Below are 13,556 nucleotides of genomic sequence, written 5' to 3' on the forward strand. Positions count from 1 at the left end.
ATACTTTCAAATCGGAATAATTTCTCTATTTAGGACAAGGTGAATGGCAAATACCAAGAAACTGACCAAAGAAGAACGCAAGAAAGTAAAGCGGGCGGCCCGGAAGAAACAAGGGCCGAAGAAACCACGCGACTATCCACGCGGCAGCAAAAAGGCCAAAGTGAAGAAGATGGCGCGCGGCACGGCCAAGCGCTAAGCGGATTCCGGCAAAGACGTAGCGAGAGAGACGCGGCGCGCTACGTCTTTACGTTGAAGACGCAAAGCAACATATCAAGGAGGCGCTTCTGGCCAGCCAACTTTTTGCCAAGAAGTCCATTGACAAGCTGATCTCGGACTCGGAGCATCCGGACCACCGGCTGACAAAGTCGCTGGGGCCGTGGTCGCTCACCGCGCTGGGGATCGGGGCCATCATTGGCTCCGGCATCTTTGTGCTGACCGGCACGGCGGCGGCGGGAGAAAACTTCCAGGTCCCCTCCATCTGGCATGCCCAGGTGCTGGACGTTTTTCAGAACCTCTTTCAGCATGGAAGTCTCTCCGGCGTCCTGATGCACGGACGCCCACCGGCTGGACCGGCAATTGCCGTATCGTTCCTCTTGGTGGCGATTGCCTGCAGCTTCGCCGGGCTTTGCTACGCTGAACTGGCGTCCATGATCCCCATCGCCGGCAGCGCCTATACGTATTCGTACGCGACGTTGGGCGAGTTCATCGCCTGGATCATCGGCTGGGACCTGATCCTGGAATATGCGGTAAGCAACGTGGCCGTGGCGATTGGCTTTGGCGGTTACCTGAAAGCGCAACTAGGCGCGTTTGGCCTGGCGATTCCCGAGAAGTGGTCAACGCCGGTGGTGGATAACGGCTGGACCGGCTCTTATTTTAATTTCCCTGCGTTCTTCATCGTGTTTGTGCTGACGGTCTTGCTGGTATGGGGTATCCGGGAATCTGCCCAGGCCAACAACATTATGGTGGTGATCAAGGTTGGCGCCATCCTGACTTTTTTGATCGTGGGTGGAATGCTGGCCAATCCGGTCAATTTGCATCCTTTCGCGCCGTCCGGATTTTCCGGAGTGTTGTCCGGAGGGGCCATCATCTTCTTCACCTACATCGGCTTCGATTCGGTTTCAACCGCCGCCGAAGAATCACGCAATCCGCAAAAAGACATTCCTTTTGGGATCATTGCGTCCTTGATCGCCTGCACCGTTTTGTACATCGGCGTTGCCCTGGTGCTTTTGGCGATGATGAAGTACTCAACTTTTAGCGGCACGAATGCAGAAGCATCGAATGCTCCCGTGGCTTACGCGCTGTCGCATCTGGGAGCGAACCGCTGGCTGCAAGCGGTGATTGTGATTGGCGCGCTCATGGGCATGATTTCTTCTCTTCTGGTGTTCCAATATGGCCAAACCAGAATCTGGTTCGCCATGTCGCGTGACGGGCTGCTGCCGAAATTGTTCTCCGCCGTGCACCCCAAGTTCAAGACTCCCCACTGGTCCACTTGGATTGCAGGCGCGGTCGTGGGCATTCCTGCTGGGCTATTCAGCATCAGCGAGGCTGCTGATTTGTCCAACATCGGCACGTTGTTTGCTTTTGTGCTGGTGTCACTCGGCGTGTTGTTCCTGCGAAAATCGCAGCCAGAACGAAAGCGTGGATTCAAGGTCCCATTTGTCCCGCTCTTTCCCATCATCTCGGTCGTGTTGTGTGTTGCGCTGATGGCAGGACTGTTGGTGATCACCTGGGCGCGGTTCTTCGGATGGCTCGCAATCGGAATGGTCATCTACTGGCTCTACAGCCGCAGGCACAGCGAATTCGCCAGCGGAAACCTGCCGGCGGCTTGAGTTATGCAACGCTCGTTCATACAGTCTCTGCCCAAGGCGGAGCTGCATCTGCATCTCGAAGGCAGCGTGGAACCGGCGACTTTGGCTGAGCTGAGCCGCCGCCACAACACGCTGCTGCCCACGGAGAACAATCGCTATGACGTGCGCGGCTCGGGCGACGAGCTGAGCGAAGACGACGTCCGCCGGCTTTATTCCTACCAGAATTTCGGCGGCTTTCTGATGGCCTTCAAGGCGGTAACCGAACGGCTGCGCACGCCGGAAGACTATGAGCTGATCACCTACCGCCTGATGCAAAAGCTGCGCCAGCAAAACGTAGTGCATGCCGAGGTCTATGTGAGCGTGGGCGTGGTGCGCTGGCGCGGGCAAGCCTTTGACCCCATCTTTGAAGGCCTGGAACGCGGACGCGAACGCGGGCAGCGCGACTTCGGCGTCTCCCTGCTGTGGATCTTTGACGCCGTGCGGCACTTCGGTCCGGAAGCCGCGGGCGAGGTCTTTGACATCGCGGCCCGGCTGCGCGACCGCAACGTGGTCGGCGTGGGCCTGGGCGGCGACGAGCGCAAAGGCCCCGCCGAATGGTTTCGTGACCTCTTTAAGAAGGCCGCCGACAACGGTCTTCGCCTCACCGCGCATGCCGGAGAGACCGCCGGCCCGGAGTCGGTGTGGGGCGCGCTGAATATCGGCGCGGAGCGCATCGGCCACGGCCTGGCCATCGCCCGCGACCCCGAGTTGACCGAAGTGCTGGCCCACAAGCAGGTGCCGCTTGAGATGTGCATCATCAGCAACCTGCGCACCGGCGCCTGTACTGACCTGCGCGAACATCCCCTGAAGGCTTTCTTTGAAGAAGGCCTGATGATTACCTTGAACACCGACGACCCGGCCATGTTCCAGACCTCATTGTGCAAGGAGTACGAGCTGGCCCAGGGCGAATTCGGCTTTACCGAAGAACAACTGCGCGAGATCGCGCGCAACTCGTTTGAAGCGTCGTTTTTGCCGGTGGAGAAGAAGGTGAAATTCCTCCAGCAGATAGATTTGTTTGTGAAGACGTAAGCTGCATAAGTTGTGTCGCCCCTACGGGGCTCGATTTCTTCTACCCGTTTACCCACCCCTCCGGCTTCGCTGCGCTCGCCTCAGGGTGGGCTAGGCTGTTTCGCGCTTTCGGCGCTGGCAGGTGGTTGCCCCGGTATGCTTCGTCAACCAACCGACTTGATCTTCTTCCCCCGCGTCCTTTGCGTCCTCTGCGGTAATGGGCCAGGGTGGGCCAACTTGTGGTCGCGCCTAACGGCGCTTGGATTTCGGGGTCGACGGTGGATCTTTTTGTTCCGCAGATTCATCCAAGTTAATGATTTATGCCCAAGCACATCGGTATCGTCGGATGCAGCGCGGAAGGCGCGGCGCTGTGCTACCGCACCATCTGCCTGGAAGCCGAGCCGCTCATGGGCAAGCACGCGCATCCGGAAGTGACGCTGCACACCATCTGCCTGGCCGACTACATGCGCCTGCTTTCTCCCATTGCTCCCAAGGACGATTGGCTGGCCGTCGCCGAACTCATGCTGCGCTCGGCCGAAGCGTTGAAGCGCGCCGGCGCCGATTTCCTCATTTGTCCGGACAACACCATCCACGCCGCGCTGCCGTTCGTGCTGCCACGCTCGCCCCTGCCCTGGTTGCATATCGCGGAAGAAGTGGGCAAAGAAGCCCGGCGGCGCGGATTCAAGACTCTGGGTCTGACCGGGACAAAGTATCTGGTCTCAAGCTCCGTCTATCCGCAAGCGCTGGAACGGATGGGCATTGGCTGGGCGCGTCCGACGGAAGACCAGGCCGAGCGGATCAACGCCATCATCTTCGACGAATTGGTCCGCGGCCAGCAGACGCCCGAATCGCTGCGCTACCTTCAGCAGGTGATCTGGCGCTTCAAGAGCTTGAAGTGCGACGCCGTGGTGCTGGGCTGCACGGAGCTTCCGCTGATCGTAAACGACGCCAATTCGCCGCTGCCGACGCTCGATTCCACAAGATTGCTGGCCCGGGCGGCGTTGAGGGAAGCGGTGGGGTAAGTAAGGCAAGAATTACGTGCGGCCCGGGCACGATAAAGGAATCTAATCCAGAACTTAGGAAGACTGTTTACTTACCATCAGTTGGTCGTCTTCCTGAAAACCAAAATAACCTCTTCTCTCATTCGGGCACCTAGTTCTTTGCCAACGATTTCATAACCCGGCGGTGGCAAATATCTGCGATTTTCACGCAATGCTCTGCGCCGACTGGAGCGCAACGCTAGGCCGTTTTTCTTTCCAATGGAGACCAGAGCCCATGAATTTCGAATGAAGGTACCATTAATGGTCGAGTCCCCGATAACGACTATAGCCTCACCGCTCTTTCGCAAGACTCTTGCGATTTCCGACAATACTTCATCCATATCCAGCCGGGTGCCCCATCCTTCGCGGTTTTTGCGAAGGGTGGGATTCGACAGCGCATCGGTTCATGCTTTGCTTTGCTTTGCGCGCTCCGCTTTGCTGCGCGCGGGCCTCGTCAGGTGCGGATACGCGGCCAGCTTTTGATCACGCGCTGGTTGCCGGACTTCCAGTCGGAATAGCCGGCGGTGAAGCGGACCGCAAAACAGGGGTCAACATCAATGACCAGTTCGGTGTCGTCGTCGAAAGAGACGGTCACGCAGTTGATTTCATTGTTCGCGGTCACATAAACGTCGGTCACGGTCTTGCCGCGCACCTGGGGAAAGGGGAAAGAGCCCAAAGGGAGCCTGGGTGCGGGTTTCTTGCCAGCTCGGGTTAGAGGCAGCTTGCGGGCGGAGCGTCGTTTCGCGGTCAGATGGCCCTCCAGGGGCGAAGCGGGTAAACAACATCTATAGACAGTGTTTTCACCCGTTTCACCATTGAAAGAATGTATTTCACCTCGATTATAATATCTATAGATATGGTTCATGCAAGAAATGTACGCGACTGTATATGTCAGGACCCGCAAGTGAACGAGTACCGTGGTCGCAATGGCAACAGACCCCAAAGTTCTGTTCGGCGAACGCGTACGGCGACTGCGCAAGGCGGCCCGCCTCTCCCGCGAGAAAGCGGCCGAGCGCGGCGATCTCAGCTCCAACTTTTGGGGCGAGGTGGAGCGTGCCGAAAAGGCGCCCAGCCTGGAGACGATCCTGGGCATCGCCAAGGCCTTGCAGCTCCCTCCGGCTGCGCTGTTTGTAGATAAGGAAGACGATCCCAACCTCAGGAAGAAGACCCTGGCGCTGGTCGAGCGGGCGACTCCTGAGCAACTCAGCCTTCTGTATCGAATCGCGAAAGTCATCGTAACGCCGTAAGGCGGCCTTTGTTTTGGCGCTCCGCTGCGCTACGCGCGGATCTCCACCCCGCCACGCGAAGCGCGCGCCGCCATCCCAGCTTGCCAAAACCGGGCAAGCAGGGAGCCCTGGTGTCAGGGGCCCCGGGCCTACGGCGTAAGGAAGGGTTCATTCGTTCCGCTAACCTTTCCCAGGGCTTACGCGCCTGGGCTAGGCTCTTTCGCGCCTACGGCGCTTGCCCTCTTTCCGGGCCGCCATGTACTTCTTCGCGCGTGACAGCTAATCAGAGGTGCGATAGAATAGCGAAGATATAACAAATCAATACATCGTCCTTTAGGACACCCGGCTGCCCAGGCGGCGCGGGAAAGAAGATCTTTGACAAAAGAAGCAAACTGGCAAGTGGCATCTATCCAATTGGCCAAGGCAAAAGCAAAAAACCTCTAATTCACCGCAAGGGGCGCTAAGGTCGCAAAGAATCAATTGGTTAGCGGAAAAGTTTACTAACCGATAAACAGTTGGGTCACCGTTGGGTCGAATGGAATAAACCCTTTGCTTGCAACACGGGCCTTAGGGGAGGGGTGGGGGCGGGAGTAACGAAGTGGTTATCGGCAAAGCCGTTATTGGAGAATCGCTGGGACCGGGTTTGATGGGTGAAGGCGAGGGCGCCTGCGCTCCACGATTTGTATTGCGATAGGGATCCCTCGCTGCGCTCGGGATGAAGTTCAATCCGCCATTGCCTCTTCTTCCCGCCGGCTCTCAATTTGCACCAATTCGGGCTTGGAAGAAGGACGAAACACCTGATGCGAAGGCTGGCTCTGCGGGTCGCGCCAGAAATCAACAATCGAAGTCTGGTGGACGCAGGAGATGGTGCAGTTCGGCGCGCAGGACTTCTTGGTCCAGTATTCGCGCTTGATGTCGGCGCGCGTGTATTCGGCCAGCGGGATTCCGGGATAGCCGCGCTGCTGTGAGCAGTAGTGCACCAGCCCGTTTTCGCAGATGTACAAATAGCGCGACCCCGCGCGGCATCGCCAGTCATTGGGCCGGCCCCAGGCAATGTTGTCCTGGAAGGTGTTGAAGCGGGCGTAACTGTGTTTGCCCAGCTTCTTCATCTCGCGGAAGACGGTGTGGGCTTCTTCATTGAGAGCTTTGAGCTGGCCGGAGCCGTCATGAATGATGCCCACGGTGGAAGTAAAGCCCAGTTCCACCGCGCGCTTGCCGATGGTGACCGCGTCCCACTGGTTGAAAACGCCGGCGCCGATGACCGAGTTGATGTTCACGTGAAAATCCGCGTGCTCGCGCAGCCATTGCAGCTTCTTGTCCAGGACTTTGAGCGACTTCTTGGAGACCTCGTCGGGCTGAACGTTGTCAATGGAGATCTGCAGGTGGTCCAGGCCGGCGTCATTGAGCTGCTGGATACGCTGCGGCGTGAGCAGATAGCCGTTGGTGATGAGCCCGGCGATGGCGCCGTTCTTGCGGATACGGCGGATGATATCGTCCAGTTGCGGATGCAGCAGGGTTTCGCCGCCACTGATGGTGATCAGCGTGGTCCCCAGCGCGCCCAGCTTGTCAATGCGGCGGTACATCTCGTCGAGCGGCACCGGCTGGGAGAAATCGTCATATTCGTTGCAGTATGTGCAGGAAAGATTGCAGCGCCGCATGGGGATGATGTGCACCTGAACAGGGTGGTCCCTGGAGACCACGCCCTTGGCGATCATCTTGAGTTCCCGGTATGTGCGGTACGCGGCCTTGAGCCGGCGCCGTGTTGAGTTGGCTGGCATCGTTAAACTAGTTATTAAATCATACACGCCGGGGGCAAGGCGTGGCGGATCAGCCAATGGCCAATTTTACGGGGCGAGCGGGGAAAACTCAGGCTCAATAACTAAGGGGGCGCGGAAGGCCGGCCTTCAGAACGCCGCCCCGAGTGCCGCAAACGCCGCGATGATTACAGCGTAGACCACAAGCACGGTGATGATCGCGGTGCTGGGCCGAAGCTTGCCACCGGCGGAGCAAATGGCAAAGCCGAGGCCGGTGAGGACGACGGACCAGATCCCGATCAGGTCCAATCCAGAAGCGAGGCCCCACAGGAACTTGTTGGCTTGCGGATCCATGAAAAAGCCTGGATTGGTGGCCACTGGATTGATGTCCGGGTCAATCCCGCCGGGGTCCGCGCTGAACAGAAGGGCCACGCAAACCAGCACAGACTTAACAATGAGAGGTAGAGAAGCGTAAAACACAATGGCTAAACATCGCTGGAAGGGAACCTGTGCGGCAAATCCAAAATTGAAGATCACCATGTAGATCGCTGCGGCGATCAGGCCGAAGATCAACGCAATAACCGGCCTGGCGAAGAATCCAATCTTTTGAGCCACGGCTTGTATGCGGATAGCCTGCTCCAGTTGGGCGGGGGAAAGGCGCTCCATGGCTTGCTGCGCTCTCTTGGATTGCTCCATCCGATGTTGCACCAGCCGCGCCATGTCCACCTTCTGCACAATCACGACCGCTGCGATCAACGAGAACACTGACACTACCAGCCACGGGGCCCACCAACTGGCCTTGCGCTTCAAGTCTGTAAAGGTCTTGCTGGGCGCAATGAAAGTGTTGATCAGCCGTGACGCCTCAGACATGGGAGGCGCAACAGGTTGCGCAGGCACGGGCGGTTGCATCATCGGTTGACCAGATGCGGGCTGACCAGGCGTGGGCGGTGGCAGTGTGCTCATAAACCATCCTACGTTGCAGAGTGCCAAAAGTTACGTCGCGGATTCTAACTCCCTGCCGCCCGCGTTGTCAGCCCCTCTTGCTGAAATGCTGCCAGCCTTTGGGCTTGAGCAGCCGCGCTTGGCCGTCTTCGCCGATGATGTGAATTGTCGGCTTGACGCTGCGCTTCAGGATGCTCCCAATCTCGGTGATGCGAACTCCCGCAATGGTCGCCGGAAGGCGCAGCCCCTTGGGTGCGGTAAACAGCAACTCGTAGTCATCGCCACCGTGCAGGGCCAGTTCCAGGTCTGCTCCGGCAGCGATGGGAACGGAGGCAGCATGGATCGTCGCTGAAACCTGGCTCTCTTGGCAGATATGCGCAAGGTCCACGGAGAGCCCGTCACTGATGTCAATCATGGCGGTGGCCAGGCCTCGACGCCGCAGCCGGCTTCCAACTTCCACCCGCGGTTCCGGATAAAAATGGCGGCTGCCGGTGCTGGGTTTCACGTTCTTGCCGGAATAAAGCTGCTTCAGGGTCGCCGCGGACGCGCCCAACTCCCCGGTGACGTAAATACGGTCGCCAGGACGCGCGGTGGAGCGCAGCAGCGCCTTGCCGGTTGGGGCTTTGTCGGTCAAAACCTGCCCGATGACGATGATGTCGGCAGTGATGTCGCGCGCGGCCGAGGTGTCGCCACCTGCTAGCTCGACCCCGAACCTGCGGGCCAGGCGAAGCAGGCCGCGGAGAAAGTCGTCCACCCAGCGTTGCGGCAAATCGGCAGGCAGGCCAATCGAAAGGAAACAGGCCAGCGGCTCGCCGCCCATGGCGGCAATGTCACTCAGACCCCGGGCCAGGCAGCGGTGGCCGACGCTCCCGGCCGGATGCCATTCCCGCCGGAAGTGGACGTTCTCGACGCAAAGGTCCGTTGTCACCAGCAGCTGCGATCTTGGAGCAATGCGCAGGATGGCGCAATCGTCCCCAATGCCCTTGACCACCGCGCGGTTCGCGGAGGTCTGCGCCAGCCTCTTGACGCTGGCAATGAATTGGCGTTCGGGCTTAATCAAGCAAGGTTAACTATATCGAATAAAAGGGCTTACGTCTTGTGCTGCAAATTCATCAGGCAGGCGTACTGCGGGAGGCCAGCCCAGAAGGACAACGCGGGTGATGGCCGGTTTTCCACCCTAGTGCTGCCGACCTTCGTCACAGAATGACCGCTAGAGTGCCGTTGACAGGCTGGAAAGCGCTTGTTAAGGTTACGGCACCCTATTTTTCCCTTTTTCTGGCCGCCTCAATGATTCTCCCCCTGCAAAGTTAAAGTTAAGGGCGCCAGAGAATGAGCCTTCCCGCCTTCGGTGCGGGAACACAGTTGACGGGCGAATGACCGCTGCAAGGAGAGCTAGAGCGGTTGCTGAGCTTGATAAGACATCTTTAATCTCGTTGGAGTCTATCTTTTGCGGAAACGTTTCTACATCATGCTGGTGGCTCGGAACTCGGAAGGCGAGCTTCTGAAGATTCCCGTCCCACTGCATTATTTATACGTCTTTATTGCCGGGGCTTTGATCGGCATGCTGGTAATTACCGGCATGGCCGGTTCTTATACCCGGATGGCCTTGAAGGCCCAGCGCTACAACCAGCTTCGTAACGAAGCCGCCGGCTTGCAGAAGCAATACAAACAATTGGAACAGATCGCCCAGGAAAACGAACTCCAGGCCCAATCTCTGAGTTCTCTTGCCGGTGAGGTCTCCTCCCTCTACGGGTTGAAAGCGGACCCGGCTTTTCAGGACGATGATCCAGTTTCGGCTTCCGTGCAGCAGCTCTACGCACTGCAGAAAACGGCCATGACCGGAGCAGCTTCCGTGGGTATCGGCATGGGCGATTTGCGCAACGCCAGCACCCGCGATTGGATGCGGCTGGCGGCGGCACCCACGCTGTGGCCGGTTCAGGGACGGATCACCGGATCGTTCGGCGAACGCATTGACCCGTTCAGCGGTGAAGGCGCGTTTCATCGCGGTGTGGATATCTCCAGTGACCTTGGCACCCGCGTCATCGCTCCGGCGGACGGCGTAGTCCAATATTCTGACCTGATGAACGGTTACGGCCGCACCGTCCTGCTGGAACATGGCAACGGCATCAGCACTCTGTACGGGCACTTGTCCGGATTTGCCGTAGGCCCGGGACAGTTCGTGCATCGCGGCGACACGGTAGGCTACGTTGGCCAGAGCGGACGCAGCACCGGCCCGCATCTGCATTACGAAGTCCGCATCTTCAATACGCCCGTGAACCCGCACAAGTACATGCGCTTTACCTTTACCCAGCAGGTGGCCTCAGGATCACTCTAGGATTCTTAGCGCCGCCTCTTGCGAAATGGTGCGCTAGGCGTGGGTGAAGGCGAAGGTTCAGGGGCCGTGGCTTCTGACTGGGCCTGGGAAACAAGCTTCTTCAAAAACCGTGGTGAGAGCGTGGCATTGAAAACCGCCACGCTTTTTTCTTGGTGTACCTGAATGCTGTTGATGGCGGAGTTTACATCCGCGTCCGCTCCCCTGGGGTTCAGCGATTGCTCTGCTGACTGGTAGATGAAGAGAAAAGCGGTGGCCGCCTCTACTACTCGTTTTGCGTCTTTCTCGCTGGCCGCAAGCACGTCGGCACGGACCAGCAAGTCGCCGGTAAAGCGCAGCGATGCGACCGTGACCGTATTATGGAGAAAATCAAAGCTCATGCCGTTGGGCATCTGTGGCGTGCGTGATCCGGACGGCATGCGCGCGACCACCCATCCCAGGCTGCCCACCGGCACCCGGCGATAGTAGAGTTGCAAGAGCGATGGTCCATCCGGCAGCTTGCCCGCCTGCAATTTTCCCGCCTGTAGTTTTAATGACGCGTCAATCATTTCGTGCATAGCGTCGCTCGAATCCATGTTGGTCACAGCGACGCGCGCGTTCCCCAAAAGACAAACCCGCACGTTGTGGCCTTCATGCGGAATCACGAAGATGGTCCGTTCGCGATAGGTTTCGCGCAGCGAAGAGATTTTTTCCAGATAGCTCTTGAGGCGCTGCTCGTCAAAACGCCCGATGAAAACTTCCGCCGATTCGGTATCCCGGCCGTCGGCGGTGTCGCGGCGGGACATGGCGACTTCGTCCAAATCGCGCTCAATCTGGATTCCCGTCTGCTCGATGAAGTTCTGATAATCGCCTTCAATCTGGACCGGCTTGGACTTGCTCAGGTCCGCCAGGTGCACCGGCGCAAGATTGGCGTAAACCAGGACTTCGCCTTCCGGCAGCAGGCGCGCAGCCGCTGGCGGAGACTGGGAGCGGCGATACAGGAGCCAGCCCACGGCGGCCAGGACGACCAGTAAAAGGGCCAATATCAGCGGCTTGCGGCGCATGGTCATGGAGAGGACAGTATATAGATTGCAACCGCTGGAAACCCCGCGGCCTCGCCAATCGGGCCGGAAAATTGATACAATAATTTGACCGGCTATCAAGTTTGGCGCGGCTTCCAGTTGGGAAGCCTGGGCCGGTTATTGCACGCGAATTGCCGTTTATGCTAACTTATTGATCTTGTCCCATTTAGGTTGGGAATGGTTGTTGCTGGCGTAGCTCAGTTGGTAGAGCATCTGATTTGTAATCAGAGGGTCGGGGGTTCAATTCCCTTCGCCAGCTCCAGTTGAAACGGGTTTTCTGGAACGCATGAGCTGGGCGCTCCGGACTTTACAGCAGGCACTGCGCAAAGAAGAGATCTTCTACCGAAGCATTCCACGAGAGACTTTCCGTTAACGGCTTTGAGCGTCTGAAGCGGAAGTATGTTTGCGCGTCTCCTGTATGGCCTTCTTGTCTCGCATGGACGAAGGCATCCCGTTGGCAACCAGCTGAAGGGCCCGTGATCGATTCGAGATGAAGATCGAATCGAGATGAAGACGAATCGGCAACGGTCCAGCAGGCTCGGTTTAGCGGTGTTCCGAGCGCAGGTTTTGAGCGCGAGACGGACACGCGCACGCACAGGTGGCCGAGTGGTTAATGGCAGCAGACTGTAAATCTGCCGCTCTCCGGAGCTACGGAGGTTCGAATCCTCCCCTGTGCACCAGGTTCCGTGATTTTGCAAGGGCTGATGTAGCTCAGTTGCGGGTGAGCGCGGAGCGAGCGCTGGATGGCGCGAGCAAAGCGCGAGGGTGAAGCGAAGCGGAACCCTCCAAGGAAAGAGCACTCCCTTGGTAAGCGTTGCGGCAGCGTAAGCGTAGCCGCAACAAAAAGGGAAGCCGTCACCGAGGTGACCTCGTCGGCGTGAGTGAAGAGTTTCGAGGGCTGATGTAGCTCAGTTGGTAGAGCACTCCCTTGGTAAGGGAGAGGTCACCGGTTCAATCCCGGTCATCAGCTCCAGAGTTTTAGAAGATGGAACAGTCCAAGCGTTTGTGGTTGGCTCTCGGAATGTTCGCCGTGCTAGCGATCTTGGCATGGGAGATCATGAGCGATGAGCTGATCGGCATCGCAGGCGTTCAGATCAGTTATCGCGGATTTACGCTGTTGATTCTGGGTATTTTTGCGGTGCGAACAGTGCTGCACTGGAGAGCTACGAAGATTCGGGCGGAAAATGAGCAGCGGGAACTTGAGCGGCATGGCGGGGAGTAACGGAAGGTCAGAGGTTTCAATCCTGACTAGAGTCGCAGCTGAGAGAGCAAAACAGGCGGGAGTAACTCAGTGGTAGAGTCACAGCCTTCCAAGCTGTTGGTCGCGGGTTCGATTCCCGTCTCCCGCTCCAGAGTTTGAAAGGCGGCGACAAAGTCGCGGAATCGAAGAAGGGTGAAACGCGGAACGAGCGCCGGATAGCGCGAGCAAAGCGTGAGGGCGGGGTCCCCAGCAAGCCCGATGTTGGCTTGATGGGGTGCGACGGCGAAGCAGCGGAGCGTTGCGGAGCCCTTGAAAAGAAGCCCGCGGGTTCGATTCCCGTCTCCCGCTCCAGAGTTTGATAGGCGGCGACAAAGGTCGCGGAATTGAACAAGGGTGAAGCGCGGAGCGAGCGCCGGACAGCGCGAGCAAAGCGTGAGGGCGCAGCAGCGGAGCGTTGCGGAGCCCTTGAAAAAGAAGCCTGAAGCCGAGGCATTTTGAAACATGACGTATCAGCAGGCGCAGATTCCAGTCCAAAAGACTAAGGAGTTTGAACAGCTGCACTCGGCGGTGGAGCGAGTGTTTGCTTCCGCGGTAGCGAAGTTTTACGCCAAGCTGGAAAGTAAGAACGTGGCGGTCCGCGATTTTGCCAACGTCCTGGAAAAAGGGATTCTGGAGAAAGTGGACACCGTGCTGGCGGCGCAAAAGAAGCCGGCCAAGCAGCTTTATCAGGAGTTAGCGCTGTCTGACCAGGCGCTGATGCGCGAATATTACCTGGAACGGATTGAACAAGTGGATCCCGCGATCCGCTACAAATACAGATCGATTTATCGCTATTACTGATTTATCGCTATTACTAAGACTTTAAGTGCAAGCAGCAGCCACCCGAGTGGCGCCTTGAGGAGAGAGCATGGCAAAGGAAAAATTTGATCGCACCAAGCCGCACGTGAACGTGGGAACGATCGGGCACATTGACCACGGGAAGACGACGTTGACGGCGGCCATCACAAAGGTGTTGTCCAAGCACAACCCCAAGATCAAGTTCCGTTCGTTTGATTCGATTGATAACGCGCCGGAAGAAAAGGCGCGCGGCATCACCATCGCCACGGCGCACGTGGAGTACGAGACGCCCAACCGGCACTACGCCC

General features: G+C 58.2%; 14 protein-coding genes and 4 tRNA genes. 13 read left to right on the top strand and 5 right to left on the bottom strand.

Annotated elements, in window-relative coordinates:
- Positions 1-43 precede the first annotated feature (43 nt).
- The 4 genes from LAO20_12960 to LAO20_12975 all read left to right on the top strand — a co-directional run bounded on the left by LAO20_12960 (position 44) and on the right by LAO20_12975 (position 3,877).
- Positions 44-196 carry a hypothetical protein gene (locus tag LAO20_12960; GenBank protein MBZ5532337.1) on the top strand — a complete coding sequence of 51 codons (153 nt, stop codon included), beginning with the start codon at positions 44-46 and terminating at the stop codon, positions 194-196.
- 73 nt (positions 197-269) lie between these two features.
- Positions 270-1,829, top strand: a complete 1,560-nt coding sequence (locus tag LAO20_12965; GenBank protein ID MBZ5532338.1) for an amino acid permease — start codon at positions 270-272, stop codon at positions 1,827-1,829.
- Between the two features lie 3 nt (positions 1,830-1,832).
- Complete coding sequence (gene add / locus LAO20_12970) at positions 1,833-2,876, top strand: adenosine deaminase (protein MBZ5532339.1); 1,044 nt, start codon at positions 1,833-1,835, stop codon at positions 2,874-2,876.
- 299 nt (positions 2,877-3,175) lie between these two features.
- Positions 3,176-3,877 carry an amino acid racemase gene (locus tag LAO20_12975; GenBank protein ID MBZ5532340.1) on the top strand — a complete coding sequence of 234 codons (702 nt, stop codon included), beginning with the start codon at positions 3,176-3,178 and terminating at the stop codon, positions 3,875-3,877.
- Between the two features lie 472 nt (positions 3,878-4,349).
- Here LAO20_12975 and LAO20_12980 read toward each other — a convergent pair whose 3' ends face one another.
- Entirely contained in the window at positions 4,350-4,571 is a 222-nt protein-coding gene (locus LAO20_12980) for a hypothetical protein (protein MBZ5532341.1), read from the bottom strand.
- A gap of 250 nt (positions 4,572-4,821) precedes the next feature.
- On the opposite strand from LAO20_12980, the gene LAO20_12985 reads away from it, so the two are divergent.
- Entirely contained in the window at positions 4,822-5,142 is a 321-nt protein-coding gene (locus LAO20_12985; GenBank protein MBZ5532342.1) for a helix-turn-helix domain-containing protein, read from the top strand.
- Between the two features lie 701 nt (positions 5,143-5,843).
- On the opposite strand, the gene LAO20_12990 is transcribed toward LAO20_12985, so the two are convergent.
- The 3 genes from LAO20_12990 to thiL all read right to left on the bottom strand — a co-directional run bounded on the left by LAO20_12990 (position 5,844) and on the right by thiL (position 8,877).
- Positions 5,844-6,899, bottom strand: coding sequence for a radical SAM protein (locus tag LAO20_12990; GenBank protein ID MBZ5532343.1), 1,056 nt, complete (start codon positions 6,897-6,899; stop codon positions 5,844-5,846).
- A 126-nt stretch (positions 6,900-7,025) separates the two neighbouring features.
- A complete protein-coding gene (locus LAO20_12995) occupies positions 7,026-7,838 on the bottom strand; it encodes a YIP1 family protein (GenBank protein ID MBZ5532344.1) in 813 nt (270 codons plus the stop codon).
- A 67-nt stretch (positions 7,839-7,905) separates the two neighbouring features.
- Positions 7,906-8,877, bottom strand: coding sequence for a thiamine-phosphate kinase (gene thiL / locus LAO20_13000; GenBank protein ID MBZ5532345.1), 972 nt, complete (start codon positions 8,875-8,877; stop codon positions 7,906-7,908).
- A 387-nt stretch (positions 8,878-9,264) separates the two neighbouring features.
- Here thiL and LAO20_13005 point away from each other — a divergent pair, with 387 nt between their 5' ends.
- Positions 9,265-10,152 (top strand): M23 family metallopeptidase, encoded by an 888-nt coding sequence (locus tag LAO20_13005; protein MBZ5532346.1) that lies wholly within the window; start codon positions 9,265-9,267, stop codon positions 10,150-10,152.
- 5 nt (positions 10,153-10,157) lie between these two features.
- On the opposite strand, the gene LAO20_13010 is transcribed toward LAO20_13005, so the two are convergent.
- Positions 10,158-11,198, bottom strand: a complete 1,041-nt coding sequence (locus tag LAO20_13010; GenBank protein MBZ5532347.1) for a hypothetical protein — start codon at positions 11,196-11,198, stop codon at positions 10,158-10,160.
- A 198-nt stretch (positions 11,199-11,396) separates the two neighbouring features.
- Between LAO20_13010 and LAO20_13015 the strand changes: the two genes are divergently transcribed.
- From LAO20_13015 to tuf, 7 genes are all read left to right on the top strand, one after another.
- Positions 11,397-11,472: transfer RNA gene (locus LAO20_13015), tRNA-Thr, on the top strand.
- A gap of 330 nt (positions 11,473-11,802) precedes the next feature.
- A tRNA-Tyr gene (locus LAO20_13020) sits at positions 11,803-11,890 on the top strand.
- A 217-nt stretch (positions 11,891-12,107) separates the two neighbouring features.
- A tRNA-Thr gene (locus LAO20_13025) sits at positions 12,108-12,183 on the top strand.
- A gap of 12 nt (positions 12,184-12,195) precedes the next feature.
- Positions 12,196-12,432, top strand: coding sequence for a hypothetical protein (locus LAO20_13030; protein MBZ5532348.1), 237 nt, complete (start codon positions 12,196-12,198; stop codon positions 12,430-12,432).
- Positions 12,433-12,487: 55 nt separating this feature from the next.
- Positions 12,488-12,562, top strand: a tRNA-Gly gene (locus tag LAO20_13035).
- Positions 12,563-12,912: 350 nt separating this feature from the next.
- The gene (locus tag LAO20_13040; protein ID MBZ5532349.1) at positions 12,913-13,251 is read left to right on the top strand and encodes a hypothetical protein; all 339 of its coding nucleotides are present in this window, start codon (positions 12,913-12,915) and stop codon (positions 13,249-13,251) included.
- 67 nt (positions 13,252-13,318) lie between these two features.
- A partial coding sequence (gene tuf, locus LAO20_13045) for an elongation factor Tu (protein ID MBZ5532350.1) occupies positions 13,319-13,556 on the top strand: 238 nt, incomplete at its 3' end.

This window comes from Terriglobia bacterium, from assembly GCA_020072815.1.
In the GTDB taxonomy this organism is placed as follows: domain Bacteria; phylum Acidobacteriota; class Terriglobia; order Terriglobales; family Acidobacteriaceae; genus Angelobacter.

Excerpts from the sequence above, each read along its gene's own strand:
- add (MBZ5532339.1), top strand. The coding sequence starts at position 1,833 with ATGCAACGCTCGTTCATACAGTCTCTGCCCAAGGCGGAGCTGCATCTG.
- LAO20_13010 (MBZ5532347.1), bottom strand. The coding sequence starts at position 11,198 with ATGACCATGCGCCGCAAGCCGCTGATATTGGCCCTTTTACTGGTCGTC.
- LAO20_12990 (MBZ5532343.1), bottom strand. The coding sequence starts at position 6,899 with ATGCCAGCCAACTCAACACGGCGCCGGCTCAAGGCCGCGTACCGCACA.
- LAO20_12985 (MBZ5532342.1), top strand. The coding sequence starts at position 4,822 with ATGGCAACAGACCCCAAAGTTCTGTTCGGCGAACGCGTACGGCGACTG.
- LAO20_13040 (MBZ5532349.1), top strand. The coding sequence starts at position 12,913 with ATGACGTATCAGCAGGCGCAGATTCCAGTCCAAAAGACTAAGGAGTTT.
- LAO20_12960 (MBZ5532337.1), top strand. The coding sequence starts at position 44 with ATGGCAAATACCAAGAAACTGACCAAAGAAGAACGCAAGAAAGTAAAG.
- LAO20_12975 (MBZ5532340.1), top strand. The coding sequence starts at position 3,176 with ATGCCCAAGCACATCGGTATCGTCGGATGCAGCGCGGAAGGCGCGGCG.
- LAO20_12995 (MBZ5532344.1), bottom strand. The coding sequence starts at position 7,838 with ATGAGCACACTGCCACCGCCCACGCCTGGTCAGCCCGCATCTGGTCAA.
- LAO20_13030 (MBZ5532348.1), top strand. The coding sequence starts at position 12,196 with ATGGAACAGTCCAAGCGTTTGTGGTTGGCTCTCGGAATGTTCGCCGTG.